This window comes from Rhodococcus sp. T2V (genome assembly GCF_029269925.1).
Lineage (GTDB): Bacteria > Actinomycetota > Actinomycetes > Mycobacteriales > Mycobacteriaceae > Rhodococcus_F > Rhodococcus_F koreensis.
In genome coordinates this window covers 39,376-65,807 of the sequence record NZ_JARJBD010000036.1, presented here as the reverse complement: position 1 = coordinate 65,807, position 26,432 = coordinate 39,376, and the positions used below count along the sequence as shown (strand labels likewise).

49 protein-coding genes are annotated in these 26,432 nt (G+C 64.4%); 45 read left to right on the top strand and 4 right to left on the bottom strand.

Going from position 1 to position 26,432, the window contains the following annotated elements; all coding sequences use genetic code 11:
• Window positions 1-8 precede the first annotated feature (8 nt).
• The 4 genes from P3H15_RS27545 to P3H15_RS27530 all read right to left on the bottom strand — a co-directional run bounded on the left by P3H15_RS27545 (window position 9) and on the right by P3H15_RS27530 (window position 2,843).
• Window positions 9-425, bottom strand: coding sequence for a hypothetical protein (locus tag P3H15_RS27545; protein WP_276140146.1), 417 nt, complete (start codon window positions 423-425; stop codon window positions 9-11).
• A complete protein-coding gene (locus P3H15_RS27540) occupies window positions 422-1,057 on the bottom strand; it encodes a DUF433 domain-containing protein (protein ID WP_276140145.1) in 636 nt (211 codons plus the stop codon). Before P3H15_RS27540 ends, P3H15_RS27545 begins: the two co-directional genes overlap by 4 nt.
• Before the next feature lie 490 nt (window positions 1,058-1,547).
• Window positions 1,548-2,018 (bottom strand): ImmA/IrrE family metallo-endopeptidase, encoded by a 471-nt coding sequence (locus P3H15_RS27535; RefSeq protein ID WP_276140144.1) that lies wholly within the window; start codon window positions 2,016-2,018, stop codon window positions 1,548-1,550.
• Window positions 2,019-2,105: 87 nt separating this feature from the next.
• Window positions 2,106-2,843, bottom strand: coding sequence for a hypothetical protein (locus tag P3H15_RS27530; protein ID WP_276140143.1), 738 nt, complete (start codon window positions 2,841-2,843; stop codon window positions 2,106-2,108).
• A gap of 173 nt (window positions 2,844-3,016) precedes the next feature.
• Between P3H15_RS27530 and P3H15_RS27525 the strand changes: the two genes are divergently transcribed.
• The 45 genes from P3H15_RS27525 (at window position 3,017) to P3H15_RS27310 (ending at window position 26,430) form a co-directional block, all read left to right on the top strand.
• Window positions 3,017-3,328: a helix-turn-helix transcriptional regulator gene (locus P3H15_RS27525; protein ID WP_276140142.1), complete on the top strand. Its 312-nt coding sequence runs from the start codon at window positions 3,017-3,019 to the stop codon at window positions 3,326-3,328.
• Window positions 3,329-3,382: 54 nt separating this feature from the next.
• The gene (locus P3H15_RS27520; protein ID WP_276140141.1) at window positions 3,383-4,198 is read left to right on the top strand and encodes a phage antirepressor KilAC domain-containing protein; all 816 of its coding nucleotides are present in this window, start codon (window positions 3,383-3,385) and stop codon (window positions 4,196-4,198) included.
• Complete coding sequence (locus tag P3H15_RS27515; RefSeq protein WP_276140140.1) at window positions 4,195-4,530, top strand: hypothetical protein; 336 nt, start codon at window positions 4,195-4,197, stop codon at window positions 4,528-4,530. The genes P3H15_RS27520 and P3H15_RS27515 overlap by 4 nt, the downstream gene beginning before the upstream one ends.
• Window positions 4,527-5,504 (top strand): hypothetical protein, encoded by a 978-nt coding sequence (locus tag P3H15_RS27510; protein WP_276140139.1) that lies wholly within the window; start codon window positions 4,527-4,529, stop codon window positions 5,502-5,504. The genes P3H15_RS27515 and P3H15_RS27510 overlap by 4 nt, the downstream gene beginning before the upstream one ends.
• On the top strand, window positions 5,497-5,658 hold the full coding sequence (locus P3H15_RS27505) for a hypothetical protein (protein ID WP_276140138.1): 162 nt from the start codon (window positions 5,497-5,499) through the stop codon (window positions 5,656-5,658). Before P3H15_RS27510 ends, P3H15_RS27505 begins: the two co-directional genes overlap by 8 nt.
• On the top strand, window positions 5,655-5,867 hold the full coding sequence (locus tag P3H15_RS27500) for a helix-turn-helix domain-containing protein (protein WP_276140137.1): 213 nt from the start codon (window positions 5,655-5,657) through the stop codon (window positions 5,865-5,867). The genes P3H15_RS27505 and P3H15_RS27500 overlap by 4 nt, the downstream gene beginning before the upstream one ends.
• An 88-nt stretch (window positions 5,868-5,955) precedes the next feature.
• A complete protein-coding gene (locus P3H15_RS27495; RefSeq protein ID WP_276140136.1) occupies window positions 5,956-6,234 on the top strand; it encodes a hypothetical protein in 279 nt (92 codons plus the stop codon).
• Entirely contained in the window at window positions 6,231-6,605 is a 375-nt protein-coding gene (locus tag P3H15_RS27490; protein WP_276140135.1) for a hypothetical protein, read from the top strand. Before P3H15_RS27495 ends, P3H15_RS27490 begins: the two co-directional genes overlap by 4 nt.
• Window positions 6,602-6,874: a hypothetical protein gene (locus P3H15_RS27485; protein ID WP_276140134.1), complete on the top strand. Its 273-nt coding sequence runs from the start codon at window positions 6,602-6,604 to the stop codon at window positions 6,872-6,874. Before P3H15_RS27490 ends, P3H15_RS27485 begins: the two co-directional genes overlap by 4 nt.
• 8 nt (window positions 6,875-6,882) lie before the next feature.
• On the top strand, window positions 6,883-7,185 hold the full coding sequence (locus tag P3H15_RS27480) for a hypothetical protein (protein ID WP_276140133.1): 303 nt from the start codon (window positions 6,883-6,885) through the stop codon (window positions 7,183-7,185).
• On the top strand, window positions 7,182-7,415 hold the full coding sequence (locus P3H15_RS27475) for a hypothetical protein (protein ID WP_276140132.1): 234 nt from the start codon (window positions 7,182-7,184) through the stop codon (window positions 7,413-7,415). The genes P3H15_RS27480 and P3H15_RS27475 overlap by 4 nt, the downstream gene beginning before the upstream one ends.
• On the top strand, window positions 7,412-8,194 hold the full coding sequence (locus P3H15_RS27470; RefSeq protein ID WP_276140131.1) for a hypothetical protein: 783 nt from the start codon (window positions 7,412-7,414) through the stop codon (window positions 8,192-8,194). Before P3H15_RS27475 ends, P3H15_RS27470 begins: the two co-directional genes overlap by 4 nt.
• Window positions 8,191-8,358, top strand: coding sequence for a hypothetical protein (locus P3H15_RS27465; protein ID WP_276140130.1), 168 nt, complete (start codon window positions 8,191-8,193; stop codon window positions 8,356-8,358). The genes P3H15_RS27470 and P3H15_RS27465 overlap by 4 nt, the downstream gene beginning before the upstream one ends.
• On the top strand, window positions 8,355-8,903 hold the full coding sequence (locus P3H15_RS27460) for a hypothetical protein (protein WP_276140129.1): 549 nt from the start codon (window positions 8,355-8,357) through the stop codon (window positions 8,901-8,903). The genes P3H15_RS27465 and P3H15_RS27460 overlap by 4 nt, the downstream gene beginning before the upstream one ends.
• Complete coding sequence (locus P3H15_RS27455) at window positions 8,900-9,478, top strand: hypothetical protein (RefSeq protein WP_276140128.1); 579 nt, start codon at window positions 8,900-8,902, stop codon at window positions 9,476-9,478. Before P3H15_RS27460 ends, P3H15_RS27455 begins: the two co-directional genes overlap by 4 nt.
• 1 nt (window position 9,479) lies before the next feature.
• Window positions 9,480-9,776, top strand: coding sequence for a hypothetical protein (locus P3H15_RS27450; protein WP_276140127.1), 297 nt, complete (start codon window positions 9,480-9,482; stop codon window positions 9,774-9,776).
• Window positions 9,773-10,675, top strand: a complete 903-nt coding sequence (locus P3H15_RS27445) for an ATP-binding protein (protein WP_276140126.1) — start codon at window positions 9,773-9,775, stop codon at window positions 10,673-10,675. Before P3H15_RS27450 ends, P3H15_RS27445 begins: the two co-directional genes overlap by 4 nt.
• Entirely contained in the window at window positions 10,672-11,115 is a 444-nt protein-coding gene (locus tag P3H15_RS27440) for a hypothetical protein (RefSeq protein ID WP_276140125.1), read from the top strand. Before P3H15_RS27445 ends, P3H15_RS27440 begins: the two co-directional genes overlap by 4 nt.
• Window positions 11,112-11,939 (top strand): cell division protein FtsK, encoded by an 828-nt coding sequence (locus P3H15_RS27435; RefSeq protein WP_276140124.1) that lies wholly within the window; start codon window positions 11,112-11,114, stop codon window positions 11,937-11,939. Before P3H15_RS27440 ends, P3H15_RS27435 begins: the two co-directional genes overlap by 4 nt.
• A 49-nt stretch (window positions 11,940-11,988) precedes the next feature.
• Window positions 11,989-12,309 (top strand): helix-turn-helix domain-containing protein, encoded by a 321-nt coding sequence (locus P3H15_RS55790; RefSeq protein ID WP_369426200.1) that lies wholly within the window; start codon window positions 11,989-11,991, stop codon window positions 12,307-12,309.
• Between the two features lie 431 nt (window positions 12,310-12,740).
• The gene (locus tag P3H15_RS27430; protein ID WP_276140123.1) at window positions 12,741-13,247 is read left to right on the top strand and encodes a hypothetical protein; all 507 of its coding nucleotides are present in this window, start codon (window positions 12,741-12,743) and stop codon (window positions 13,245-13,247) included.
• A complete protein-coding gene (locus P3H15_RS27425) occupies window positions 13,240-13,503 on the top strand; it encodes a hypothetical protein (protein ID WP_276140122.1) in 264 nt (87 codons plus the stop codon). Before P3H15_RS27430 ends, P3H15_RS27425 begins: the two co-directional genes overlap by 8 nt.
• A gap of 124 nt (window positions 13,504-13,627) precedes the next feature.
• Window positions 13,628-14,131 carry a hypothetical protein gene (locus tag P3H15_RS27420; RefSeq protein ID WP_276140121.1) on the top strand — a complete coding sequence of 168 codons (504 nt, stop codon included), beginning with the start codon at window positions 13,628-13,630 and terminating at the stop codon, window positions 14,129-14,131.
• Window positions 14,124-14,369: a hypothetical protein gene (locus P3H15_RS27415; protein WP_276140120.1), complete on the top strand. Its 246-nt coding sequence runs from the start codon at window positions 14,124-14,126 to the stop codon at window positions 14,367-14,369. The genes P3H15_RS27420 and P3H15_RS27415 overlap by 8 nt, the downstream gene beginning before the upstream one ends.
• Window positions 14,366-14,698, top strand: a complete 333-nt coding sequence (locus P3H15_RS27410; RefSeq protein ID WP_276140119.1) for a hypothetical protein — start codon at window positions 14,366-14,368, stop codon at window positions 14,696-14,698. The genes P3H15_RS27415 and P3H15_RS27410 overlap by 4 nt, the downstream gene beginning before the upstream one ends.
• On the top strand, window positions 14,695-15,021 hold the full coding sequence (locus P3H15_RS27405) for a hypothetical protein (RefSeq protein ID WP_276140118.1): 327 nt from the start codon (window positions 14,695-14,697) through the stop codon (window positions 15,019-15,021). The genes P3H15_RS27410 and P3H15_RS27405 overlap by 4 nt, the downstream gene beginning before the upstream one ends.
• Window positions 15,018-15,272: a hypothetical protein gene (locus tag P3H15_RS27400; protein WP_276140117.1), complete on the top strand. Its 255-nt coding sequence runs from the start codon at window positions 15,018-15,020 to the stop codon at window positions 15,270-15,272. Before P3H15_RS27405 ends, P3H15_RS27400 begins: the two co-directional genes overlap by 4 nt.
• A complete protein-coding gene (locus tag P3H15_RS27395; RefSeq protein ID WP_276140116.1) occupies window positions 15,269-15,484 on the top strand; it encodes a hypothetical protein in 216 nt (71 codons plus the stop codon). The genes P3H15_RS27400 and P3H15_RS27395 overlap by 4 nt, the downstream gene beginning before the upstream one ends.
• The gene (locus P3H15_RS27390) at window positions 15,481-16,236 is read left to right on the top strand and encodes a hypothetical protein (RefSeq protein WP_276140115.1); all 756 of its coding nucleotides are present in this window, start codon (window positions 15,481-15,483) and stop codon (window positions 16,234-16,236) included. Before P3H15_RS27395 ends, P3H15_RS27390 begins: the two co-directional genes overlap by 4 nt.
• Before the next feature lie 2 nt (window positions 16,237-16,238).
• On the top strand, window positions 16,239-16,826 hold the full coding sequence (locus P3H15_RS27385) for a 3'-5' exoribonuclease (RefSeq protein WP_276140114.1): 588 nt from the start codon (window positions 16,239-16,241) through the stop codon (window positions 16,824-16,826).
• A complete protein-coding gene (locus tag P3H15_RS27380) occupies window positions 16,823-17,119 on the top strand; it encodes a hypothetical protein (protein WP_276140113.1) in 297 nt (98 codons plus the stop codon). Before P3H15_RS27385 ends, P3H15_RS27380 begins: the two co-directional genes overlap by 4 nt.
• Window positions 17,116-17,502, top strand: coding sequence for a hypothetical protein (locus tag P3H15_RS27375; RefSeq protein WP_276140112.1), 387 nt, complete (start codon window positions 17,116-17,118; stop codon window positions 17,500-17,502). The genes P3H15_RS27380 and P3H15_RS27375 overlap by 4 nt, the downstream gene beginning before the upstream one ends.
• Window positions 17,502-17,915, top strand: coding sequence for a hypothetical protein (locus P3H15_RS27370; RefSeq protein ID WP_276140111.1), 414 nt, complete (start codon window positions 17,502-17,504; stop codon window positions 17,913-17,915). Before P3H15_RS27375 ends, P3H15_RS27370 begins: the two co-directional genes overlap by 1 nt.
• Complete coding sequence (locus P3H15_RS27365; protein ID WP_276140110.1) at window positions 17,909-18,208, top strand: DUF4326 domain-containing protein; 300 nt, start codon at window positions 17,909-17,911, stop codon at window positions 18,206-18,208. The genes P3H15_RS27370 and P3H15_RS27365 overlap by 7 nt, the downstream gene beginning before the upstream one ends.
• On the top strand, window positions 18,205-18,951 hold the full coding sequence (locus P3H15_RS27360; RefSeq protein ID WP_276140109.1) for a hypothetical protein: 747 nt from the start codon (window positions 18,205-18,207) through the stop codon (window positions 18,949-18,951). The genes P3H15_RS27365 and P3H15_RS27360 overlap by 4 nt, the downstream gene beginning before the upstream one ends.
• Window positions 18,948-19,307: a hypothetical protein gene (locus P3H15_RS27355; protein WP_276140108.1), complete on the top strand. Its 360-nt coding sequence runs from the start codon at window positions 18,948-18,950 to the stop codon at window positions 19,305-19,307. Before P3H15_RS27360 ends, P3H15_RS27355 begins: the two co-directional genes overlap by 4 nt.
• 451 nt (window positions 19,308-19,758) lie before the next feature.
• Window positions 19,759-19,947, top strand: coding sequence for a hypothetical protein (locus tag P3H15_RS27350; protein ID WP_276140107.1), 189 nt, complete (start codon window positions 19,759-19,761; stop codon window positions 19,945-19,947).
• Window positions 19,948-20,005: 58 nt separating this feature from the next.
• On the top strand, window positions 20,006-20,167 hold the full coding sequence (locus P3H15_RS27345; RefSeq protein ID WP_276140106.1) for a hypothetical protein: 162 nt from the start codon (window positions 20,006-20,008) through the stop codon (window positions 20,165-20,167).
• Complete coding sequence (locus tag P3H15_RS27340; protein WP_276140105.1) at window positions 20,154-20,429, top strand: hypothetical protein; 276 nt, start codon at window positions 20,154-20,156, stop codon at window positions 20,427-20,429. The genes P3H15_RS27345 and P3H15_RS27340 overlap by 14 nt, the downstream gene beginning before the upstream one ends.
• On the top strand, window positions 20,422-20,733 hold the full coding sequence (locus P3H15_RS27335; RefSeq protein ID WP_276140104.1) for a hypothetical protein: 312 nt from the start codon (window positions 20,422-20,424) through the stop codon (window positions 20,731-20,733). Before P3H15_RS27340 ends, P3H15_RS27335 begins: the two co-directional genes overlap by 8 nt.
• Window positions 20,717-21,064 (top strand): hypothetical protein, encoded by a 348-nt coding sequence (locus tag P3H15_RS27330; protein WP_276140103.1) that lies wholly within the window; start codon window positions 20,717-20,719, stop codon window positions 21,062-21,064. The genes P3H15_RS27335 and P3H15_RS27330 overlap by 17 nt, the downstream gene beginning before the upstream one ends.
• Before the next feature lie 154 nt (window positions 21,065-21,218).
• Window positions 21,219-21,665, top strand: coding sequence for a hypothetical protein (locus P3H15_RS27325; RefSeq protein WP_276140102.1), 447 nt, complete (start codon window positions 21,219-21,221; stop codon window positions 21,663-21,665).
• Window positions 21,665-23,281 carry a hypothetical protein gene (locus tag P3H15_RS27320; protein ID WP_276140101.1) on the top strand — a complete coding sequence of 539 codons (1,617 nt, stop codon included), beginning with the start codon at window positions 21,665-21,667 and terminating at the stop codon, window positions 23,279-23,281. The genes P3H15_RS27325 and P3H15_RS27320 overlap by 1 nt, the downstream gene beginning before the upstream one ends.
• Before the next feature lie 13 nt (window positions 23,282-23,294).
• A complete protein-coding gene (locus P3H15_RS27315) occupies window positions 23,295-24,704 on the top strand; it encodes a phage portal protein (RefSeq protein WP_276140100.1) in 1,410 nt (469 codons plus the stop codon).
• Entirely contained in the window at window positions 24,682-26,430 is a 1,749-nt protein-coding gene (locus tag P3H15_RS27310) for a hypothetical protein (protein ID WP_276140099.1), read from the top strand. Before P3H15_RS27315 ends, P3H15_RS27310 begins: the two co-directional genes overlap by 23 nt.
• Window positions 26,431-26,432: the final 2 nt, after the last annotated feature.

Here is a 26,432-nt window from a genome sequence, read left to right as displayed (position 1 = left end):
TTAAAGGCCTAAAGGTCCCCGTGGTGGTGGAACACCTGGGTGTTATTGCGTTCTGATTTCTTGAGCTGGAAGTACTGCGGTGCTTCATCTTTCGTCAGACGATCAATGATGAATGGCAGCGCGTGCACGAGCGTTGAGGCAGGTCCTGCGACCACGTGGTAGCCAGACGCGTGAACCTGATGGACCCCGATCCAGTGTAGGCCTGCGGCTTTGCAAGCCTGCCGTTCGAGAGGGCGTTTCAGCTGCGCTAGATCGCCGGTAACAAAGACGTCGCACTCCTCATCGGCGACGTGCTTGAAGAGGTCGACGTCTTCCATGCCCTTCGAACCAAGCTCACGCACGCCAACAAATTCGTGAGCGCGGAAGATGGACGTGAGGTGCCCCATCATTCCCTGATTCATGTTTTCGTCGAGGAAGAATTTCACGCGGTGCGCCCCTCCCCGCCGCCAACCTGGCTGACCTGTTCGTCAAAGCTGACAGCGTCACCAACGTCAATCGGTGCGACCGTTGGGAAGTATTCGCCCACCGCCTCTGCGGGGATGTCGCCGCCACGCACGAGATTCGCGATGGTGTCATACGGCACGCGGGTTCCGCGGATGGTTGGCCAGCCGCCCATGCGTGTTTCGCGGACCTCAAGCCGCGGCCTCGGATGGAGGAAGTCGACGACGTCTTCGCCTTTCCAGTTCGTAAAAGGCTTGAATACGTCGTCCAGGGACACGATCACTCGCTGCCCCGGCGCGACAACAAGGTCGGTTGCCTCATTGCCTTCAACGAGGAAGACTGACGAGCCATCAGTCACGAGGGTGTAGCGAGACGGGTGGTCTGTCAGGTCCATTTCCTGCAGCGATTGGAACGCGCGGCGAATACGTTGAAGCGGCACTTCAGACCTCAACTTGACCAGCGTGCGCAGGGCGACAATGTCCCGGAATGAATACAGCACGCGGGGCCGTACGGCGATCTCAGGGGCAACCAACGGGGTCGGGGGCTTTCGCCAATTGGAAAGCTGCCGAGTTGTGGCGCCGGTGAGAATTGAGACCAACTCGACTGGGAACGACATTGCACATACACCTCCTTTCTATTGAATCCAGCCGATGTAATTTAGTCTCTCAGGTCACATCGGATCTCGGTAGGGATTGTTTCATCACGGGACGGAGCCGTCACCGCAGTCCCAGGTTTTTGAATCAGCGCCTATCGGAAGGAGTTGATCCACCGCTCCATGTGGGTGAGTTTCGAAGGACAGCTCCAACCACGAAGGCGAGGGCGATCCCGGCGCCAACTGCCGCCCCGGCCATCGTCCCCACGACGGTGCCGGCCATCCCAACGAGTGATCCAGACTGTTCTGACTGGGGGTCGCCGTCAGCCATCTCGTCGCACCCCGTGATCCTGTACCTCCAGCTCTGGCGCCCAGGCGCCACCGACGGCGAGCCTGAGGCCAACGACGCCGAGAATCACCCAGCAGCCAGCGGCGATCAGAAGGCCAGCAACAAGGCCGACCGTTATGCCGACGCTTCGACATGTCCAGCCTGATATTCGCTGAATCGAGCCGCTCACCATGGTTGTCTCCGCTGCAACTCTTTTGCCATGTACGCGCGCTCGTCATCGGTGAGTGTCTGGACCCGCACGCCGAGCATGTGGGCATTGCTCCACAGCTCTTCCGCGGCTTCGATCCCGACCCTCGACTCAGTCCAGAGCAGCACGTCTAGTAGTTCGTCGAGTGGGATCAGGCGGCGTGCGGCGATCTCGTCGACGATTCGTTCTTCTCGGTCACTCGCATCGCCTGTGCAGACGGTGCCTCGTTCGCGGTGGATCAGCTCGTGTGTGAGCGTGCTGCGGCGCCCGGCCTGGTTGAGGCCCTCGTGGAGGTGGATACCGTGGCGGGTCCATGCCCCTTTGAGGTCGCCTGCGAGCGGTTGCCGCGTCGTAATTGTGACGTGCGGGAACATGTTTCGCAGTTGTCGCCATGGGTGGTAGCGGGGCACCACGGCACTCTGCCAGTAGTAGTGGCTAATTACCAGCAATCAGCCAAAATCGGATCCTCGAATATCTCACACGTCTGACGCTTGCCAACAGCGCGAACACCTGCACCCAAATTCAATCGCGCTTGATCACGCCCCACCATCCGGCGCTTCACCCTGAGATTCGTCTTCAGGCGTCACCGCCGCTGGGTACATGCCAGCCAAGTCGTCGGTCGTCCTATGCGCTGCGATCAGGTCGGCTTCGTCGAATGGCGGCATGCCATGCCGATCAACCACACGACCTTGCTCATTCAAAGTCCACTCAGACGGATTGACGGTGTCCTTAAATTCCTCGCGCACACGAGCCAACTCCGCCTCCTGCTCCGCGGTCGGCATCGCCGGAGGTGCTGCATTCAAATGCCGGGGTTTCGCCCCGGGCTTCATGGCGGCTCCTGGGCCTTCCTCGCCGCTGCCTGCGCTGCGCTGTTTCGAGCTGCCCTCTTGCGTCCGCGGTTCCTGGACTTGTGCATTGTCAACCTCCTGGCGTAGGGCGACGAGAGTCCTCAGCATCTCAATCGCCGCTTTTCGTTCAGCGGGACCGAGGTCGTCAACGCCTGGCGGGAGCTCCTCTGCGAACGGCGGACCCGGGACGCGACGACCTGCGGCTGCGAACGCGACCGCTTCACCCACGCCTGCGAGCCATCCGATCGCTCGGATGGTGTCTTCGGACGGCTCCGATTTGTAGGTGCCGTTCTCAATGGCGTTGAGCGTCGTCCCCACGATCTTGAAGCCGGCGTTCTTGGCCTGGATGGCAAGTTGGCGGACTGAGGTTCCGCGTTCACGCCGCGCCAGGCCGATCAGGCCTCGTAGGGTTTCGGTCTCGTTCACGGCGATGACAGTCCCCTGATGGTTGTCTCTTGTGCCAGTTCAGCGCACATATTTCGTCACAAGTGGTCAGCACATCATTGCAGATACCTCCTGCAAAAACTCACTTGTGGGATTGACAAGTGGATATCAATCGCTGTGTACTGCACTTGTAATTCCGACCAGAGGAGGGCAACATGAAGCGCAGCCGACCACCACGACGGCGGAAGGAATTCTGGATGAAGGTCAAGGACCCGGCGAAGATTCGCCGGTGGCGCAAGCAGCGCCACTACAGCCAGGACCAATTGGCTTATCTCGTTCACCGGAGTCAGCAGTCGATATCGCTGATCGAACGCGGCGAGATGAGAAGCATCAGCGAGGAGTTCGCGATCGCCATCGCAGCTCGCCTCGACGTTCCGTGGGAGGACCTCTTCGAGGCTCACGAGATCGAAGTCGGCACTGTGGTTACAAGTGCGGTGCACAGCAATGGCAACAAGGTCCCGGCATAAGAAAGCCCCCAGCTGCTCCACCAGCTGAGGGCCACGACAAAGATAGGAGAACCAATGTCTGAGATTCAGACTACGGCAGCATCGCCATCGTTCGATGACGGCCGCCGGATCCGACCAGACGGATCAGAGTTCTGGTCAGCCCGCAGGCTGGCGCAGCAGACCGAGTACGAGACCTGGCGCAATTTCGCTGCCGCAATCGAGAGGGCCAAGGTCGCTGCGGCCAACTCCGGTGCAGACCCTGCTCGTGAATTTGTGCAGGTCGCCAAGGTTGTCGACGCCGGCAACCTTGGATCGCAGTCCCGCGAGGACTACGAACTGTCCCGGTTCGGCGCGTACCTCACCGTCATGAACGGCGACCCACGGAAGCCCGCAATCGCAGCGGCACAGGCGTACTTCGCCATCCGTACACGTGAAGCGGAGGCCGCAGCGCCTGCGCTCACTGGTCCCGAACTGATGGCCCGTGCCCTTCTCGAGGCGGCGAGCACGCTCAAGGAGAAGGACGCGCAGATAGCAGCGCTTGAGCCGAAGGCGAACTACGTCGACGTGTTCGTTACTGAGAATGATTTGCTGTCGGTCCGGACTGTTGCGTCCACTCTCGATGTTCAGGAGTCCTGGCTTCGCGCCGAACTTGTGGCTCGGAAATGGATCTACGCAGAGCACTCGACGCGGTGGTCTCAGAAGCGTCAGTGCAAGGTTCCGCAGACCCGGTACTCGGAGTACTCCGACAAGAAGGCGTACTTCCAGCGCGTCGAGAACCACGATGCACCCCGTTTCCGCGGCGAGGTCATGCACACGTTGAAGGTGACAGCTGTCGGCGCGAACGCGATCTCGCGGATGGTTCCGCGTTGGAACGTCGGTGATGCGGCGTGAGCAAGGACTACATCTGGAAGCTCGACGTCGAGTACCCAGCGGACGCATTGCACGGCCTTGATTCCCCGTTCGGTCTCGTTGGCAACCTTCGTTCCGACTGGGCGCCGCGCGGCTGGGAGCCGGACGACGAGTACATCGATCGGTTCAAGACCGAGCGCTTCGTGTGGCCGGCCGTCCGGAAGTACTACCTGTCGAGGTCATGCGCTGTGGACCGGGCGAACCTGCTCGAACACTACGGAGCGAAGGTCCGGCTGCTCCGATCTATGCCGATCAAGTTCGAAGAGCGCAACTTCAAGCGTCCATTGCGGTTGATCGAAGGCGGTGCAGCATGATCCTCTACAGCTGCGAGAGTTGCGATTTCGGAATCGCCGGTTCCAACCCAGAGACCGCCGAGGACGAATACGAGTTGCGTCAGGACATCGACGCACATGAGGAGATGCACCGCGCAGCCGATGAAGCTGCCGACGACACTGCGCCCGTCGTCGACGTACCGATGCGGGACGAGGCGACGCCCCTCACCCACGATGACATTCACACCGATGAGGTGTTGGCATCACTCGAGGAGCAGGGGAAGGTGATCCGCCCCCTCTCCCGGAATCCTCTCGGCGCATCCGCTGCCACGCAGCCCGGGTGGTCGGAGGGTCTGGAGGAGAAGGTCGCCGAGACCGAGCGTCGCCGCGCTGAGTGGGAAGCGAGTCTGCTGACGCGCGACGACGCCAGGTCTCTGGTACGGGCGGAGCTAGTTGACCTGCTTCGCCTGGCGAAGCTCAGCGACCTCGGCTTCGAGGGCGATCATGCGCTTGGTGACTTGCTGGAGAGCCTCCTCAAGGCGCGAGATGGCGGTGACTTCCGCAGTGGTTCCGCGGTACTCCTCGAGGTAGCTGGCGATGGGGAGGCTGTCGGGGATGTTGCGTCCCATGAAACTTCTCCTTCTGTTGATGGACGTAGCAGCCCAACAGTAGGAGACGGGCAAGTCGCGGAGGGTGTTGAGGCATCCTCCGCGGCTAATGCCGGCAACGAGTCACGGGCGTACCGGTTGCTGTCCGGTGCGACGCCGGAGGGTGCAGCGGAACTCGACGCCCTGCCCTATAGCTGCCTGATCGAGGCGACCGGGAGCTACCTCAAGGGCGACGGCGGCTTCAGCCGCTGCTGGGCGCGTCCCGTCCCGTCGTATGTGGCCGGCGCTGACCGCTTGTGGCAGGTGCTCGTCCATGGCGACAGCGACTACATGAGTGGTCTCGTCCCGTCTTCGCGGATCGGCCTCGCACGAGTTCTCTACGTCGGAGAGGAGGCCGCCCGTGGCTGACCTGAATTGGGACGACACCGATGCCGTGCTCGCCAACGTTCCGCACACAGAACGGGCCCGGGTCCTGGTCGACCGCTACTCCGAAGTCCAGGATGCGTTCCTTGCCGAGTTTGTTGCCGCGGACTCTCGGGTGAGTATCGGTGAGTCCGAATGAGCGACACCGAGAAGCAGAAGCGGTACTTCACTCCGCGCCAGCTCGCGGAGCGGTGGGAAGTGTCGATCCGCAAAGCCCAGCAGATCGCGAAGTCCGGCGAGATCGCATCGATGCGTGTTGGCCGAACCGTGCGGATACCGGCCTCGGCCGTGGCCGCCTACGAGAAGTCGCACACGAGGCGACCAGGCGAGTCCCGCTGGTCCTCGTAGTCCCGTGTTCTCCGGTGGCGGCGAGTGGGTGTTACCCCGCCGCCACCGGTCCAAGTCTTCAAACCTTCTGTCACGAATGGGGATTCGTATGTCCGTTTCATTTGATCAGGTGTTCGTCGTCGGTGTTGGCATGGTCAGTGCCGATCGCGCTGAGGAGATCAGTCGGGCGCAGGCCGCCCGCGGCGTCGCCACTCAGAGGTTCGTCGTCGGCGCCGACGACCTGACCGCACATTTCATGTCGACACCGATCCACGATCAGGTTCTTCGAGACCTCCGCGCAACTTGGCTGCAGCAGCCCGGGGCCGCGGTGTCCGATGCCGAGTTCGACCAGGCCGCCAACGACGCCATCGACCTGGTGTCGGCATGAGTCGCCCAGAGCAGGTCAGCGACCTGCATGACTACGAGATCGCCCCGCACGAGGTCTCAACCGTATTCATCGACCGGTTCCAGGAGAACGGCGACATGCTCGTCGCGTACGGGCAGTTCGTAAACGCCGCGAAGGCTGCCGGTTTCACCATCAACGGGACCCAGATCACGCATGATCGGACCGACGAAGAGCTGGCGAAGAAACTCAAGTCCGCACAGGACTCGTGGGACTACCAGCAGCAGCAGTACACCGACGCACTCAACGGCGGCGAACGACCGAAGCACGACTACGGGCTCAGGCAGTGGTGCGAGCGCGAAGGTCTCCACTACCCGTTCGATGACGTCGCAGCCGGTGCGGAGGGTCTGCGATGACCTCTTTCGCCGAGCATGAACTGTCGGAGCAGCAGATGCTGCTGAACATGATGGCCTCACGCGAGGCTGTCGCCGCCGACGCCCCGGTCCGGGAGTGGCTGTTGAAGTCGGACCCGATCGACACCGCCAACCAGGCACACGACGACCTCGATGAGCCGCTGATCTACACCTTCTGGGATTGGCTGGAAGACGCACTCACCAGCCCGTGGCTGTGGGGATCGGTCCTCGCGTTCATGATCACCTTCATCGGCTGGGCGGTGTGGCCATGAGGAACCAAATGACGCTCGCCGAGTACAAGGCGCAGGTCGACGCGAAGTACGCCGGCATGCGGAATCGGCCGGTGACCGCGAAGCCGCGCGGGCCGCGTCCGGCGTGGGTGATGTTCGATCCACAGGGCCGATTCGAGGGAATCCGCGGCCTCGCATCGGACATCGCGACAGCTGAGGAGGCGCACAAGAAGTTCACGCCGCTGAAGAAGGACCGTGACCGGGAGAACGCTGAGGGCTACGTGATTCGCCTGGCTGAGCCGATCGAATGGAAAGCGCTCATCGCCGCGCTGGACCAGGAGGCGAAGTCGTGAGCGCCCCCGACGAGATCCTGTCCGACCTCCTCGACGCGATCAACGATGCCGGCCAACTCGACGGCTTCAGTGTGTGGTGCGAGGTGGCGCCGGTCCTGCATGAGGCTGGTGCCCGGCGTGGCTGCGCCACAGCGAAGCTTGAGGTTGCTCTGCCTGATGGTGGTGTCGAGGTCGCGCACCTCATCGCCCACCCGATGCAGCCGGGTCAGGGTCATGAGGTGAACCGATGACGTGCACGCACCAGGGGTGCACGAATCCCGTTCGTTGCAAGGGTCTGTGCATCACCCACTACGAGTCGTATCGCCGCAAGCTGATCGCGTACGGGCGGTGGGAAGCGTATGTCGACGCGCAGCCTGTGCGGGAGCACGTCCTCGCTCTGCGCGAGGCTGGCGTCGGGAAGCGGCGGATGATCGAACTGTCCGGTGTCGGTAGGAATGTCGTGGCACGGCTGTGCAGTGGTCGCCCAGACCGTCCAGTGAAGCGCGTGACACGTGAGACCGCCGACAAGCTGATGTCGATCCCGTTGCCACAGATTCCGTGGTCGGTCTGTGCGGATGGGGCGCAGATTCCCGCGGTCGGTTCCATCCGTCGTATGCGGGCGCTGGTGGCTGCGGGGTACACCGTCCAGTTCCTTGCCGCGCGACTCACCGGGTGGGAAACGGACGTGTACCGCCTGATCCGTGAGGACCAGAAGCTGATCACCGCAGCGCGGGCTCGGCGTATCGCGGAGTTGTTCTCGGCGCTGCAGCTTCAGCCCGGGTCGTCTGACTACGCCCGTCAGTATGCGGCGACGAAGGGGTGGGCTCTGCCTCTGGAGTGGGACGAGGACACGATCGACGACCCTGCCACGGAGCCTGTCCGGGCAGCCTGGACAGCTGCGTCTGCACGGGCTGAGCGGGTCGAGCGGGTCGCCGAGTTGACAGCGCGCGGCCTTACGGCCGAGGAGATAGCCGACATCGTCGGCGTCACCTCCCGAACCGTCGAGCGGGATCGGGCGGTGGCCTCGTGAGCGAACACATCGACGGACACAACAAGGTCCGCGTCACCCGCGAGGGAAGCCGGGTGCGCATCGACTGCTTCCAACAGGACATCCACAACCAGTGGCGGCACGTGTACGGCGGGCTTCATCCCGAATCCGTGCTGGTCACCTCACTAGAAAGCGAAACTGTATGAGCGAGCACAACACCACCGTCGAACTGATCGCACTTGGTGTGCTGCAGAAGCACATCAAGGACGCAACCGATACTCGGCGGGCATCCCAGTTCCATGTGATGGAGCCCGGGGACCGGGTCACCGCCCGAGTGCAACTCAACGGCGAGAGCATCAAGCTCGGTTCCGTTACCCGCACCGACCCGGATCCGGAACTGAAGGTCGTCGACCAGAAGGCGTTCGACACGTGGGTTGTCGAGCACATGGGCGACAACACCGTCACCGAGTTCCGCTTCGGCGACGAAGAGAAGGTCGCCGAGGTGCTGCGGAAGCACGCCCCGCACCTGGTGCAGGAAGTGCGGGTCGCCGCCCCGGGTTGGGCGAACGACGCGATCACCCTCGCCGGCCGTGGCGATGGCCCGATCCCGGACGGTGTCGACTTCGTGACGAAGGACTCCGTCCTCCAGGTTCGACCAGACGCGAAGACCGCACCGACGTTGATCCCCGAGCTGTGGCGACTCGGGATCCTCGACATCCGCGAGCTCGTCGCGATCGGTGGCGGCGAATGAGGCCGACACACGTCTACCGCAGCACCGACCCTGAGCTCGTCGCAGCGCTGGCGAAACAGCGGGACGACTGGTTGTCCTTCAACTCGCGATGCGACGCCTGGGCGGCTGAGCATCCGATGGACGACCAGGACCGCCAGCTGGCCGCCTTCTACGGCGCGGGCGCCGTGGTGCGCGGCTACTTCCCACTCGACGGAGATGACACCACCTACGCACGCCGCGTGGCAGACGCGATCCATCCGGGCTGGAAGTTCCACCGAAGAACAGGCGCGTGGGTTCCGGATACTCGCTCTGACCTCGGCAAGGAACTGGCTCGCACACTGCCGCGGGTGGTCGGGGAGGCAACGATTACCGAGCGAATGACCGGCCTGTCGACGTGGATCAAGGTGGCCGGCAGCGAAACCCGCGACGGTTCGTACAAGGCCGGGTGCGCCCGCATCACGGTTACTGGCGGTGTCGCACAGGCCGAGTGCCCGGGCGACCCACTCGACCGTATCAGCGACACCAACCGGGAGAAGTTCGACCGCTACTGGTCGCCGGTGAAGCTCTCCGATTTCTACGCAGAACAGGGGCTGTGACATGAACGATTCCTCCAAAGCTTCACCACTGGGCGGGGCGTGGTCGCTGCCCGACACCCTCACTGGACAGGCCGAACCTCCGATCCGCCCCTCCGGCGTGCAACTGGTCCGTCACCGGACCGACTCGCGACCGCCGCGGTTCATCGACTGCAACGTTGTTTACGCCGGACACGACGGCGAAATGCACTGGTGGACACCGATCCCGGTCATCGATACCTGGATCTTGCTGACCGACGAGATTGTGGCCGACTACCTGCCGGAGAGCACCCGGATCCACGGATCGGGGGCCCGACCATGATCGTCGAGTTCACCCCAGCCACCCGCGCCGCAGGCCACGCCCGGATATTGCTGTGCGGTCCCCCCGGATCCGGGAAGACATACACAGCGCTTGCCCTTGCACACAGCCTCGGCTCACGTGTCGCGGTCGTCGACACCCAGCATGGTTCCGCGTCTTGGTATGCCGGTACGAACGGGTGGGAATTCGACACGCTGAAGGCGTCGACGTTCTCCCCGAACTCGCTCGTCGAGATCCTCGGGACCGCCTCCGGCCGCGAATACGACGCCCTTGTTCTCGACACCTGGTCGAGCTACTGGGAGGGCGCTGACGGGATGCTCGAGCAGGTCGACCGCCGCGGACGGTCCGGCCCGTACAACTCCGGCTGGAAAGAGGTTCGTCCCGAGGAACGCCGGATGATCGAGGCGCTCCTCACGTTCCCCGGTCACGTGATCGTCACGCTTCGCTCGAAGGTCGAGCATGTCATCGAAGTGAACGAGCACGGCCGGAAAGAGGTACGCCGCGTCGCGTTGAAGCCGATTCAGCGGGACGGTGTCGAGCACGACTTCGACATCGTCGGCGACCTCGACGAGCGGAACGCACTCACCGTGAGCAAGACCAGGTTTCCGCTCCTCGCCCGCGAGGTGATCGACCGGCCAGGGGCGGAACTCGCCGAGTTGGTCGGCGAGTGGCTCGCTGATGGGGAACGCCGGCCGACTGTTGCCGAGTACCGGGACCGCGCGCTCGCCGACGATCAGACCCCCGCCACGCTCCGTGAGCTGTATGTCGAGCTCGACCGCGAGTTGATGCTCGGCGCGCCGACACTCGACGGCGACGGGAACCCGACCGTTCTCGGTGATCTCGTCGCCAACCGTGGGCGCGCACTCCAGGCAGCGGCTGAGGCTGCGGGGGGCGCCGCATGACGCTTCGTCGCACATCGTTGAAACGCAAACCGATGCGCCGTTCCTGGATGAAGCGCAGCGGCCGCTCGCCTCGTAAGGAGGCGGCGGCCGCCGCCTTGAAGTCCGCGGCTCCAATTGCTGTCGCCCGTGCGGGCGGCCGGTGTGAGCGCTGCCAGGTCGCCACTGATCTGCAGCTTCACCACCGGTTGCGTCGCAGCGCAGCGGACCGCGAGCGCCCGTCGAACTACCTGATGCTGTGCCTTCACTGCCATACCGGCGGTGACGACTCGGTGCATGCGAACCCGGTGAAGGCCCGCGAGTTCGGCTGGATCCTGTCGCCGCACCAGGAGCCCTCGAAGGCGCCGGTCTACACCTGGCACGGCTGGGTGTTGTTCGCCGACGACGGATCCATCGACACCCACTCGCTGCACGTCACTCGCCCCGAAGGGACAGTCGCTTGAGCATCACGATTTCCACCAAGGCCCTCGTCGAACTCCTCACCGACCTCCTCGATACCGCCGACAGCTGGCGGGGCATCCACCTCCGAACCACCCGAGGGAACTGGGGCGAGGACCCCGACGAGACGACTCTCCTCGCCGGCACATCCACCACCGGTGCCGTCATGGGACACACATGGACCGTGTGCGCCGGTGACCTACAGGTCTCACTGTGGCCGGCGGCGAACTGCCGGATCCTCGCCGACGCGTTGAAGAAGCTCGCGAAGGGCGACAAGAGACATGCAGTCGATGTTCGCATCGATGGGAACACGCTAATCGTCGTCGAGGCCGCCACCCTCTTCGACCATGGCGCCGAGTTCCAGTTCGAGGTGCACGACGCCAAGGACTTCCCGATGTCGCGGCTGCGTCGCATCATCGACGGCGATCCGCTCCCGACACCACGCGATGGGGACGGCGTTGAGCGAGAGAACACTCAACGCACCACCTGGAATCCAGCCAGCATCGAACCGCTGCTGAAGATCGCGAACCGGCGGAAGGAACAGCTGCACCTCTTCCGTACGCACTCCAACCAGATCCACCGGGCGCAGATCGGTAACCAGTGGGTCGGTGCGGCAGCCCCGGCGGTGGCCTGGGATCACGACGACCCGGACAAGCCGAACACCGACGTATACCTCGACCAGTCGGCGCCAGTGGATGGGGCGTGGCTGCTCCGGTATGGGGGCGGTGTGTTCGCCGGGCGCGAGGCCGATGAGGACACGCCCACCGCGACCGTGACCGCGATTCAGCCGGCGCTCGGCGAGGAGCCACCAGAGAGCGAGGCCGAGTGATGTGGCCTGGCAGCTCGTCAAGGAAGTCTTCGACACCGCCCCGAAGTGGATGGGCCCGACTGAGCGTCTCGTGCTCGTCGCGCTCGCTGAGTGGGCGGACGCCGACGATCGAACTTGCTGGCGCACCGCTGCCGAACTATCCGGGCGTATCGGGATCTCCGAGGAAGGGTTGCGGAAGTCGATCCGGAAGCTCGCCACGTATGGGGTTGATCCTCGGGTGCCGATCGCGTTCAAGGACGACGGGTCACCTGTCTTCGCGTACCGGGGTCGGGCGACGACGTTCCGGATCCCGTACCTCACAAGTGCTGTGGAACCACCTCCGAAAGGTGGGAGCGCAGTCCCACCTTTCCGATCTTCCACAGCCTGTTAGCAATTCATCCACAGGTGGGACCACAGTCCCACCATTCGGGTGGAGAAAGGTGGGACTGTGGTCCGGAAAGGTGGGACCACAGTCCCGTGAAGGTGGGACCACAGTCCCACCCAGTCCTTCCGAAACCAAAAGAAACCAATCTTTTGCGCGCGGCCAGTTTCCGAGTTGTGCACAAGTCGGTGCGAAATGACGGCCGCATACGCCACCGCCCTCCTCATCGCCTGCCCCGACTGCGGGGGTCCGGAAGGCGAGCGGTGCACCCTCACTCTCTTCGACGGTCGGACGGTCCGACGCAGATGCCCCTGCATCGCCCGCGTCAAGGCCGCCCCGCCCAGTCACTCCACCCCTGGACCCGAAGAGGCTCCACGGCCCGCACAGCCGCCACAAAGGGACATCACCGAACCGCTCCACCCCAACGAATCGAGCAGCGAATGAGAGTCCTCGGTATCGACCCCGGCGCCAAGGTCACCGGCGTGTGCGTCATCGACGGCCGCGAAGTGGTCGCCTCCGTCGACGTCGCCACGGCACACGACCTGTTCCCCGCACACCGGGGCTACATCCAGGAGGTGGTCAACCAGGCGTACCGCCTCCTCGACTCCCTCCAGGTGCAGACGGTGGCAGTGGAGGCGATCACCCGACCGTCGTGGCACATGAAGGGCCGGGCCGCCGCTGACCCGACAGCCCTGCTCGCGACAGCTGAGGTGCTCGGCGGTGTTCTCGGGTTCGCGTGGCCCGTCCCGATCGTCCAGGTGCAGCCGGGGAAGAACGGGTCGCAGCCCTTCGGCACCTACCCGCCCAGCCTGATCACCCCGGCGGAGCGGCGGGCGCCAGGCTGGCAGCTGAAGACCGCCGGGAAAGGCAAGCTGTGCCATCAACGGTCCGCCTACGACGTTGCCCGGGCAGGGTTGCGGCTCCGCGCGGAGATGGTCCATGTCTGAGCAACTCCCACCAACCGAGCAATGCCGCTCCTGCAAGGCCCCGATCCGGTGGGCTCGCACACAACACGGCAAACACATCCCCGTCAACGCCGAACCCTCCACGAGCGGCAACGTCCTGCTCGACCACATCGGCGGGGTGCTGCACGCGGGTGTGATGCGCGGCAACCAGCTCGCCGCAGTTCGGCGCACCGACCGCCCACTGTTCCTGCCGCACTTCGTCGACTGCCCGAACGCCGGCGAATGGAGGAAGCGGTGACCGGATGCCATTGCGCCACAACGCACTGGGAACACGAAGCACGTTGCGGCACAACCGCAGAGCTCGACACCGAACCCGACGAACAGTTCGACACCTACATCAACGAACACGCCCAGGAGGCAGCATGAGCACCATCGGGCAAGAAGTCCGCACCGCAGTGGAAGCCGCCGTGACCGCCCTCTGCAACCTCGTCGGCGTCAAAGAGGGCGCTGTAACGAGCGCGGTAGACGGCATCACGACTGCTGTTCTTCAGGCCATCGACCTGCCGATCAGCGAAGTGAGCGACCGCGACGAACTCGCCGCCCTGCTCAACGATCATCTTTCAGAGCGGGACTACGAGCAGGGTTGCCGACTCAAATGCGGCTACTCCGGGGATGACCGAGACGAGCATCTCGCCGACGCCATCCTCGCCACCGGCTACCGCAAGCCCCGCACCGTCACCACCATCGAAGAACTCGACGCACTCCCGCTCCTAACGGTGATCCGCGACAGCGATGGGTCTGTGCATGAACGTCTCGAATGGGACTACGGCCCAGCGCTGCAGTGGACGAGCGACGGCGCGGAGGACATGCACCCCAAGCTCCCAGCCACCGTGCTGTACACGCCCGAGGAGGCCGGCCGTGGCTAGAGATGCGCATCAGGTTGAGCCGCAACCTGTCGCCGAACTCGTCGACCGCTGGGTGGACCGCGAACGCAACGCTGCCGCCGAGTACGACAACAAGGACCTGCTCGACGAGGACGGCATCTGGACCCTGCACCGCCTCGCCGCCGAGATCTACACGCGCGGCCACGAGGACGGCGAACGCGTCGCCGACGCCCGCAACCGTGCCGCCAACGTCAGGAAACGAGAAGAGGCCAACCGATGAGCAATCACATCATCGATCAGCGATGGATGCGCACCGTGCAGGTGCGTGTCGACGGCCGGCCGCCTATGCCAGACACCAAGTCCATGTACAGCGTGTACCCCGCGAGCCTCTCGCTCGAGTACACGAGCGTCGACGGCAGCATCTGGAATCTCACCTCCGCCCGTGTCATCGGGCACCGGGTGCTCAAGACAGGGGAGGCCGGCAGCACCCTCGCCGTCCAGTACGTGCTCCGCGGCAACGACACCGTCGAACCCCAGCTGCACCCCGACACACCGGGCGAGGTGCTCGAACTGGCGCAGCGGCACCAACCTGTGGAGGTCGCAGCATGAGCGAGACCGTGCCGACGATGTCGGATCAGGACCGTGTCACCTATTGGTGGAGCAGGGCGATCGCGGCGGAAGCCAAGCTCAAGCCTCGCAAGCTGACCGACGTCGAAGGGCTCAACGCGCTGCCGGAGTGGTCTGCGATCCGGGTCGTCAAACGCAAAGGTCACGACTTCGCTACCTACTACGAAAAGGTCGGCCGTCACAGATGGCTGGCACTCGACCCGGGCGACAAGGCCGACGGCGAAGACACCTGGCACGCAGAGGAAATTCTCCGCTTCAACGAGGAGATCACCGTTCTGTACGTCCCCGAGGACGGTGGACGATGAGCTCGGCAAGTCGACTCACCACCACAACCGGGTACGAGAACGAGGCGGATGTGTGCCGTCGCCTCGGCTGGCTCCCCGGAACGCGGCTCGCTGGCGATGAGGGATACGGCGTCACCGTTATCGAGATCACAGCGCTCGGGGAGTCGAAGATCCTCGCGAAGCGTGTCTCGCACAAGGGCAAACCCGTCACTGAAGAGCGTGAAACCACCTGGACCCTGTCCTGCCGCGACTGGAAGGTAGCCACAGCATGATAACCGAACCGAACGATCTCCCCGAGCCGATCGAGGAGGACGGCCAGCTCCTCTGGCTGCCGAAGATGTCGACGGTCATCGCGGGCGTGAACGACGGCCAGGTTTTGATCGACGACACGGTGCGCGGCGAGTACCCGGCCGACCGTGTCCGCGAGTTCGGACTTGCGCTCGTCGCTGCAGCTAGTGCCGCCCTCGAAGGCGGTGAGAGATGATCACCGTCCTGGAGTGCCGCGGCATCGGCGAGACGATCCCGTCGCCGATGCTGGCCAACGTCACCAAACTGCTTGACCCGAAGCGATTCCGGTCGATCGAGGTCCCGTGGTCAGCCCAGTACGGCCCCGTGCCGGCGCCGCTCGGCACTGCGTTCGACACATCACTGCGCGAGGGCCGAAAGATCCTGATCGACATGATCGCCGCCGACCCATACCCGGTGATCCTGAAGGGCTACAGCGGTGGTGCCGCGCTCGTCGGGAATGTCGCCGCCGAAATCGCACGCGGTGAGCACCCCGAACTGGACGTCCGTGGCGTCGGACTGATCTCAGACCCGCTCCGTCCCCAGGATCCGTGGGATCCGCAGGAACGTTGGGGCATCGCAGGATCACGGCCCATCTCCCGGGTCTGGTTCCCTGTCTGGCACTGCGCCGATCCCGCTGACGCCATCACCAACTGCCCGGCGGACAGCCCGTTACGCACGTTCGCCGACCAATCCGCCGCATTCTCACTCGCCGACCCGCGCGCCTGGGGTGCGGACCTGATCTGGCGTCTACGCACCGGACGCTGGCAGGCCACGATCCGAGACTGGCGCAACGTGCACGACGTCCTGCGCACCTACGGCCAGGCGATCAACGACGCCGAGGGCTACCTGACCGGCGACCACACCAGCTACCACCTGCGCCGCTACCCCGGCAGTACTCGCACTTACACCGAGTGGCTTGCCGACCGCATCAACGAAATCCAGGAGTGACCATGCCAGTCCGCTACTTCTATGACACCGAGTTCCTCGAGGACGGCTCGACGATCGAGCTGATCAGCATCGGCATCGTCTCCAACGATGGCCGCGAGTACTACGCCGTGAACGCCGACATGCCTGTTGACCGCATCAAAAAGAACGACTGGATCCTCAACAACGTGTGGCCCCAGCTACCCCTGCGGGGGTACAGGTCCGAGCTCGTCAGCGTCGGCGGCAGTATTCAGCGCAAGACCACTGTGCCGGGCAGCCTCGATACCACTTCGACTCTTGTGCGGCCGAGGTGGGTGATCCGCAACGAGGTCCGGGACTTCATCCTCGGCGACCCCAAATCGGAGGAGCTGCCTGCGATCGAACTGTGGGCCGACTTCGGCGACTACGACCACGTCGTGCTGGCCCAGCTCTTCGGCCCGATGATCAGGCTTCCCGAGGGGATCCCGATGTTCACACGGGACCTGCAGCAGCGATTGAGCGAACTCGGCCACCCGCGAGTGCCCGTGCAGGACACCGGGCTGCACCACGCGCTCGACGACGCGCGCCATGTGAAGGCGGTTTTCGACTACCTCGAGGCGGGTGAGCAGGCATGAGCGCCATTTACGCCGACATCCGCGACGAGCGCATCCGCCAGGACGACAAGTGGGGCGAGCAGAACCACGCCGACGGCACCGGCCCTGGCTACCAGAAGCACGCACACGCCGCCCGTCGGCGGTGCAAGGCGGCTGCCGAGTTCGGGCTGGTGTCATTCAAGGACATCCTCGAGGAGAAGGTTTACGAAGCGTTCGCCGAATCCGATCCGGCCAAGCTCCGGGCGGAATTGATCCAGGTCGCAGCCGTCGCTGTGGCATGGGTCGAGAAGCTGGATCGCGAGGCCCGACCATGACCGCGACACACGACTGCGGCCGGTCGATCGCGAGCATCGTCCGTGAGATCGACGAGCTGCGCGCGGAAAACGCCAAGCTCCTGGCGGCCGCCGAGCAGCGCGCTACCAAATTCGACTTCCACGAGGTCGTGAGGTGGGCCGAGGCCGAGGGCTGGGAACTCGTGAACATCGCGCAGCAGACCCGCCTGTCCGAGCAGCGCGAGCAGGAGAGGCAATCGGAGGCTGCGACAAAGGCTCGGTGGCGCAACCGAGCCGAGGAGGCGGAAGCCACGGTCGCCCGCGTGGAGAAGGTCAGGTCGGAGGCGTTCCGCCCCGGCGACGACTGGCACGGCAGAGTTGTGCTGGAGCGCCATCTCTCCGCTGCACTCGAAGGCGGTATGTGATGGTCGACCTCACTAACGGTCAGCGCTTGCTCCTCGGCGAGCTGGCACCGTGGCAGATCCTCGCCCTGGCCGATGCGCCGGAGTACTGGTGCAAGTGGATCCGCGACAGCAAGGGCGGCGGCAGCGTCCACGATCCCGACTGGCACGCCGCCGGCCTGTGGCGTTCCACGTACTCGTGGGGCCTCGCGATCACCGCGCTCGGCGACTACATGCAGGAGCGGAAGCGGGACGACGCGGCGCACACCGTGACGCTCACGTGGGCCGAGATCACGCGGTGGTTCGAATCGCTGCCCGCCGAGCTCCGCGCCGACGCGCGGCGCTGCCGCAAGGAACATCTCGACGCCGAGCAGGCCCGCGTCGTCACGCAGATCCTCGCGCCCGGCGTCACCGAACCGGAGCCAACACTGTGGTGACGCCGAAACGGATCCAGCGGAAGCGCACGAAGGACTGGCGCATGCCTGAGGGCGCCGTGTACGTCGGGCGGCCGAGTAGGTGGGGAAACCCATACGTCGGAACAAGCCGAGCAGACGCTGTTGCGCTGTTCGAGGACATGCTCCGCAGGGCACCTGTTGGCGACACCGGGCGAACAGTGTACGAGTCCATCCGACACCACCTGCGAGGTAAGGACCTCGTCTGCTGGTGCCCGCTCGACGAGCCGTGCCATGCCGACGTCCTACTCGAACTCGCGAACGGAGGAACCCAATGACAGGACTGGATGCGCCGGTGACCGACCACATCTGCCGTGCCGGCGACAAATGCCAGGGACGGCAACGTGACTCCAAGGACCGCAACGTGTGGGTTCCTGCGGCGACAACGGTGGCAAACACGTTGTGCGACAGCTGCATCAGCTCCGTCGAGCAGGCAGTCGCCACTCTGTGGGGTCACTACATGCGGTTGCATCACATCCTCGGCGAGATGGGAACGGTGCAGCATTCCGCGGGGAAGCACCCGTCACCGTCACCAACAGTCCCCATCAACGTGCACCACGACGCCCTGATGGTCGAGATCGTCCGCACCGTCGACCGCTGTGCCGAGCAGGTCGCGGACGTGCTGCACATGTCGAATCCTGAGCATGAGCGACCAACCGCGCTGCTAGCGGCTGGGTTGGCGATCATCGAGCCGAACATTCGGGTCCTCGCCCAGGTCGGGAGGTTCGACGCCCTGGAGTGGAAGAAGGGCGGCGAGGAGTACGACACCGTCGAATTGGACGGGCCGATCCTCTGCATGAAGCTACTGGATCTCCGCCGGCGCGCGAGGGCCTGCGTGGGCGAACTGCAAGGTAGGGACAGGATGCCTGTCCCCTGCCCGCGGTGCGAGTACAGCGAGCTGGGCCGCTGGCACGGTTCCGAGGTCGTCAATTGCAACGCCTGCGGATCGACATGGACCAACGACGACTACAAACGCATGACCATGATCTTGGCTGACGATTACAAGGAGCTGGCCGGATGACGGGAGACCCATGGCCATGGCCGACTGACACCCAGCTGGAGCGGGCCCGCCGCGTCGCCCGCTCGTACCGGGAGGCCCTCGAATCCCTGAATCCGGGTGTGTGCGAGAACATCGATCGGAAGGTCACCGAGTTCGGGCAGGAATGGATCAAACCGGAACTCGATATGGCGCCGGAGGCGTGGGAGCTGCTGTCCGCACGGGACCTCGAAGTGATGGTCGGTGTCCCTGCATCCAGTGTTCGGGCGTGGGCGGCGAAGGGCCGGTTGACGAAACGCACCAGCGCCGACGGTTCACCTGTGTATCTGGTAGAGGAGGTGCGTGAACTGATCGCCGAAACGCGGCACCGCAAACGCTGACCTCTCTACCAGAGCGCTCCTCCCCCATCGCGTCGGAGCGCTCTGGTAGCGTCTGTGCCAGCGGTCGACCTGTCTCTTCATCCGGGTCGACCATTTGTCGTCTCACCGGAAAATCCTGTTTCAGCGCAGATGGTGAGACTCCCCTCCGCTCGACTTCGGTGCCGGTTCGATCCCGGTCTTCCATTGGCATGGTGTCTGTTCGGAGGGGTCACAAATCCCCCAGGGTGCGCGTCTGGGGCTGGCGCAGATCGCAGCTCACTTCCCGAGCGCGGTGCGACGGGAAACAACGCGCTCAACTTCACAGGAGGACGCCATGCGCGACGCAATCGAGTTCGTCCGAATGTTCATCGCTCTCCTCCGGATGTACGTGCTGTGATGGCCGGCGTCCTGCTCGACCGGGTCTTCGACGCGATTCAGCGTGTGCTCGTCTGGATAGCCACGAGGTGAGGATGTGCCCTGGACTGCAGCCTTCGCAGACGGCACCAACGACGTCCATGTGACACCCGACGACGATCTCGTCGACCACCTCACCGAGGACTGTCCGTGCGGCGTCACCACTGAGCCGATACCTGGCCCTGACGGCAGCATCGCCTGGCTGGTCACACATCACAGCCTCGACGGACGGGAGCTGCACGAGTAGCGGAGCTTTCACCCGCCGGTGAGAGAACCTGCCTGACCTGCAGCGAAGGAGGGCGGCGGTGCAGTCACTCCTCGACCAGTTGTACGACGCCGGCGCCAAGCTCGCCCACGCACAAGCGCAGAGCGACCTCATCGGCGTCATGCAGCTCGAGTCCCAGATGAACACGCTGCTCGACAGCCTGAGCGCCATACACGGAGGAGACGACGATGCCAGCATCTGACAACGATCTGCGTGACCGCCTGGTCGACGCACTCACCGGCGATGAGGAAGAGCTGCCGCCGCATCCCACCGACGACACCACCGAGGTGCGGGCCCTTGCCCGTGGCCTCGCCGGTCTCGCGTTCGGTGACACCGCAGCACCGCTGAACTTCAACACGATCACCGAGTACTACCAGCCGCTGGCCCAGTCGATCCTGAACTACCAGGCCGGGTGGCACATCGACCCGAAGGCCAAGGCATGGCGGAGGATCGACCATGGATGACACACATCGCCACTGCGGTCAATGCGGTGAGACCGTCCCCTTCGACGCCATGTGCGCCTGCGATCAGCAGGCATGGGACAAACTGAAATCAAAACAGATAGACAACCACCCCGAACCCGGTGGCCACCACGCGTACGTAGGCAACCCGCCCACGTGCGCGTGCGGACTCGTCTACGGATCCGATGACTATCTGCAGCGACTCGACATCGCCGGCGCCCTCCCTCTGTACCGCCGCGATCCGCTCGACCTGGTCGTCGCAACGATGCTCGCCTACGAGGCGGCCTCACATGCCGCGGCCACGTAGCCGCGTCTGCTCCATGCCCGGGTGCCCGAGCATCCAGACCGAGCCGCAGTGCCCCACGCATCGAGCTGAGCGTGACCGACACCAACGACGGACCACACCGACGAAGGTCACTCGCACGTACGCCGAGCAGAAGCGCCGTAAGGCCGCAGTCGACACACACAGGGCCAAGTACGGCGACTGGTGCCCCGGCTATGCGCGACCGCCTCACACGGCCACCGACCTGACCGCCGACCACATCGACGAGATCAGCCTCGGCGGCGCACCCGGCGGCCAGCTCCAGGTGTATTGCCGGTCGTGCAACAGCTCGAAGGCCGGGCGTAATCGCCGCTGACCTGCGGAAACGCAACTGGTTGCACATGCAACCAACGCTCTGACCTGCGGAAACTCACCCCCCAGGGGGTACCCCCGAGGGCCGAAAACGCCCTCGCCGCGGGGGAGGTCCCTCGCGGTTCGCAGAACCTGAAATGTTCCGGGAAGGGAGGGCTGTGGCCGCGACATCACCGCGAGCTCCTCAGGAGCTGGGACCGGGAGGCAAGGCGCTCTGGCGGGCGATCACCAAGGACTACGAACTCAATGCGGTGCAGCAAGTCCAATTGGTCGAGGCATGCCGCGCGAAGGACCGACTCGACAAGCTCGACCTGATCCTCCGCGGCGACGCCGACACCTGGGTCGACCTCGTGCACCGGACGCAGACCGAGGACTACGAGATCCGGATCGACGACGCACTCGCCAAGGCGAACGCCACCGGCAACCTGCTCAAGCAACTGCTAGCCGCACTCCGCCTGCCGGATGAAGAGGGCAAGAAGCCGCAGCAGCGGGGTGGGGCTCGCGGTAGCTACAAGCCGACAGCGGCGCCCAGCGGGAAGACGGCGGCGTCGAGCGGGAAGGTGTCGTCCCTCGATCGTGCCCGGGCCGCGAAGTCCGGTGCCTGATGCCGTGGGCGGGACCGCTCTTCGACGGGCACGTGTGCTCGGTCGGCTACGAGGTCCTGGACTGGATCCACGAGTACGAGTGCCATGGCATCGGCGACATCCAAGGCGATCCGCTCGACCTCGACGACGAGATGCGCGAGCACATCATCGAGTGCTACCGGATCGATCCGACCACCGGTCGGCGTGTGTACAACGAGGCTGTGCTGTCCCGGGCGAAGGGGCGCGCGAAGTCTGAGATCGCGGCGCTCGTCGTGGTAGCTGAGGCGTTCGCACCGGTTCGATTCGACGGTTGGAATGCTGACGGTCAGCCGGTGGCGCGGCCGGTCCGGTCGCCTCTGATCAAGTGCCTGGCCACCGAGGAAGGGCAGGCGGGAAACACCTTCTCGAATGTGGCGTTCATTGCCGGCGAGTGGGGCCAGGACAACTTTCCGGAGATCTACGGCGGCGTTGGTGGTGTGCGCCGGTATCAGTCGGCTTCGGCGATCTACCTTCCGCAGGGTGGGGAGATCCGGGCGTGCACCTCGGGTGCGGCCTCGAAGGACGGCGGCCTCGAGACTCACATCGTTCCGGATGAGACGCACCTGTATGTGCTCCCCGAGCTGCGGGAGATGTACGCGACGACTGCCCGAAACATGGGTAAGCGCAAGGACGCCGACGCCTGGATCCATCAGACGTCCACTGCGTACCGGCCCGGCGAGAACTCGGTGTTCGAGACCACGCTGACGTTGTGGCGCAAGGGTGAACTGCCGCCCTCGGTGTTCGTCAACCACCGCGAGGCCAAGGGGAAGATCGACCTCGAGGACAAGGAACGGACGCTGCGGCAACTCGCCGAGGCGTACGGCGCCGCGGCCGAGTGGATCGACCTTGAACGCAAGTACCGCGACATGCGGGACGTGCGGATCTGCCCCGACGGCGAAACCGCGGCCCGGTATTTCCTGAATCGGCCGATGTCGTCGAAGGACGCGTGGATTGCCGATGACATCGTCAAGCGGCAGCGCCAGCTTGGCCAGGTGACAGGCACCAAGGGCTTTCAGGAGTTGGAGCCTGGAACAGCTGTTGCACTGGGTTTCGATGGTTCGCTCAACGACGACTCGACGGTGCTGATCGGTTGCCGTATGTCGGACGGGTTCCTGTTCCCGATCGGGATCTGGGAGAAGCCGCAGGGCAACGCCGGCAACTGGTGGGAGGTCCCGAGGTCGGATGTCCTCGCGAAGATCCGGGAGGCGTTCGACCGATACAAGGTGAGTCGCCTCTACGCCGACCCGCACGAGTGGCGCTCGGACATCGACAAACTCGCCGAGGACTTCCCGGAGCGGGCCCTGCCGTGGGCGACGACCCGCGACATGCCGATGCACTCGGCGCTCGACCGACTTCGCACCGATCTGGTCAACAAGTCGGTGTTCCATTCGGGCGACAAGCTTTTCGTGGAGCACTTCTCCAACGCCTACGTCCGCAACAAGGGCATCTACCGGCTCGTCCGGAAAGAGCACCCGAAGTCCGATCGAAAGATCGACTCCGTCGTCGGCGCATCCCTCGCCTACGAGGCACGAGCGGATGCGATCGCAGCCGGATGGACTGCCGAGGAACCCGATAACCGAATGTTCTGCTTCTCATGAAATGGAGGGCCACGTGACCGTCGCTCTGCGAACGACCCTCAGCTCCGATGAGCGGGACATGATCGGCAAGCTCAACGCGAAGCTGCACAAGCTGCAGCCGAAGGACAAGCTGAACGAGGCGTACTTCGAAGGTGAGCAGCGACTCAAGCAGATCGGTATCGCTGTCCCACCGGAGCTTCGGGTGTTCGAGCTGGTCATCAACTGGAACCGCATGTATGTCGGTGAGATCGCGCGCCGGCAGAAGATCAAGTCGATCATGGTCCCGGGTGGGAAGAAGAAGCGGAGCAAGGCACTGCAAGAGGGGTTCGACGCGAACAACCTCTCCTCCGAGATCAGCCTCCTCAACACCGAGACGATGATCTTCGGCCGTTGCTTCGGAACCGTGGGAACGAACGCCGAGGACGAGGAGCATCCCCTCATCTCGATCGAGTCGCCCCGGCACATGTCCTGCCTGATCGACCGATCGAGACGCCGGATGGATGCACTCTTCCGGCAGTACCGCACGGAAGATGGGCAGCGTGTCGGCACACTGTTGCTGCCTGACAAAACCATCCAGGTCGTCGCAGGCCGGGGTGGCTGGGAGATCGACGAGGTCGGGGACGACAACGGCATCGACGAGCACAAACTCGGTCGAGTTCCTGGAATCCTCTTCCTCAACCGCAGGCGCCTCGGTGGTTGGGACGGCACGTCGGAGATGGCGGACCTGATCCCGCTTGTCGACGCCGCGGCGCGCGCCCTCACTAACCTGCAGGTGGCTGTCGAGACGCACTCGGTTCCGCAGAAGTGGGTTCTCGGTATGTCGAAGGGTGACTTCGTCGACAAGAACGGCCAACCGATCCCGGTGTGGCAGGCGTACTACACGTCGATCTGGGCGAACCAGAAGTCCCCGAAGGACGTGCAGGTCGGTCAGTTCTCGCCGTCGGACCTGAAGAACTTCCACGACACCACGAATCACTATGCGGCGATGGCGTCGTCGGTGACCGGTCTGCCGTTCCGGTTCTTCGGCCAGAACACCGCGAATCCGGCCGCCGAGGGTGCGATCCGCGCCGACGAGTCGCGTCTGATCTCGAACACCGAGGACAAGAACGAGGCCCAGGGCGTCGGCATCGGCTGGTTGATGGCACTGTACGAGCGCTTCCGAACAGGTGAGTGGCCGGCCGCCGGACGGGCAATGAAGGTCGAGTGGCGTAACCCGGCCACCCCAACGAAAGCCGAGGAGGCCGACTTCATTCAGAAACTCAACGGCGGCACACCAGTGCTGTCCCGTGAAGGCTCGTGGGACGAGATGGGCTGGGACGAGGCCCGCAAGGACCGCGAACGCGGCTACTTCGAACAGGAAGCATCCGATCCTGTCCTCGACCGCCTCACCCGGGACCTGAACGTCGACGACCCCGCCGCTGATGATCCCGCAAGCGTCGGCTGACTACTACCGGGACCAGCGACGAATCACCACCACGGTGCTGCTGGCCGCCCGGAAGATCTGGGGCACCCGACCGCCGAAGGACTTCGACACCTGGTTCCTCGCGCACATCGGCGAACTGTTTGAACTGGTCACCGCCGGGCAGGCCCGCGCGGTCGAGTCCGCGGACTCCTACGTATCGGATGTGCTCCACGAACTCGGCACCCCGGTGGAACCGGATGTGGCACTGTCCACGGCGCCGCTGATCGGTGTCACCTCCGATGGGCGACCGCTCGATTCGCTGATTTACGGCGCCGTCATCCACGTGAAGGGCCAGATCGCCAGCGCTGACACGGTGACCGATCAGGTCATCTCGTCGGCGTGGGAGTCGGGGCTCAACTCGCTGATGCTGCGCATGCAGGTGCAGGTCGCCGACGCTGCCCGGGCATCGACGGCGATGAGCATTGCCTCCCGGCGTGATGTCGGGTACACGCGGATGCTCAATCCGCCGTCATGCTCGCGGTGCGCGGTCCTGGCTGGCCGTTTCTACCGGTGGAACCGCGGGTTCCGCAGGCACCCCGGTTGCGACTGCAGACACATCCCCACGCGCGAGGACACTTCGGGGGATCTGCGAACCGACCCGAAGGAGTACTTCGACAGCCTGACGAAAGCTGATCAGGACAAGATCTTCACCAGGGCGGGCGCGGAGGCGATCCGCGCGGGCGCCGACATCAGTCAGGTCGTCAACGTCCGCCGAGGCATGTCGACCGCACAAACCAACATCGGCGGCTGGATCCCGAAAGGACAGCTCGAGCCCCGCACTGTCTACGGACAGCAGGTGTTCACATCCGACGAGGGAGTTACCCGTCGAGGCCTGGCGTACAAAGCGATGAGCCGCGCCGGGTACGCACAACGGCAGACCGACATCCGCAACGGTAAGTACTTCCAAGCGCGGGCGCCGCGGCTGATGCCCGAGACCATCTTCGAGATCGCCGACGACCGCGACGATGCACTGCGTCTTCTCAAGCTGTATGGCTACCTCGCCGACAAGAGTCCGCGACCGCCCGGCCGGTCGTCGAAAGTGAACCCGGGTCAGCCCGGCGCACGCGCTCCCAAGTCAGCCGGGGGTGGCAGCTCACCCCCACCGTCGGCCGGGAAGGATGTTCTGGTGCCCGGAGACGATGACGGTGAGACCCTTGCCCGCCTGCTCGATGACGATTTCGCCGAGTGGGCTCGCGGGATCACAGAGGAGCAGCGGAAGGCGATCGCCCAATGGCAGCGTGCCGATGATCGCTTCTACCAGCGTATGCAGAAAGTACTTCGCGACGGCGTGGACGACCCCGAAGCGGCGGATGTTCTGGAGCAGGTATTCGAGACAATCGAGTCCGGGGTGCTGCTGCGCGAGGTGGTGACGTGGCGTGGCATCCGCAATACGAACGGCCTGTTCGGAGTCGCAAACAATCGCCTCGACGAGCTGGTCGGTACCGAGGTGCCCGCCCCTGGGATGCTGGCGGTCACGACATCCCGAAGCCTTGCCGTTCGCGAATTCACGGACCCGTCGTTCGGCGGCGGACCTGCACTGTTGCGTATGTCGATCGGCTCAGGCACGCCGGCGGCGTGGGTGAAACTTGTCGGTGATCCGGACATGGCGTATCAACGGGAACTGTTGCTCGCGGACGGACAGCGGATGCGAGTTCGGGAAGTGTCATACACTGGTGATCTGCCGATCGTCGATGTGGAGGTGATCTGACA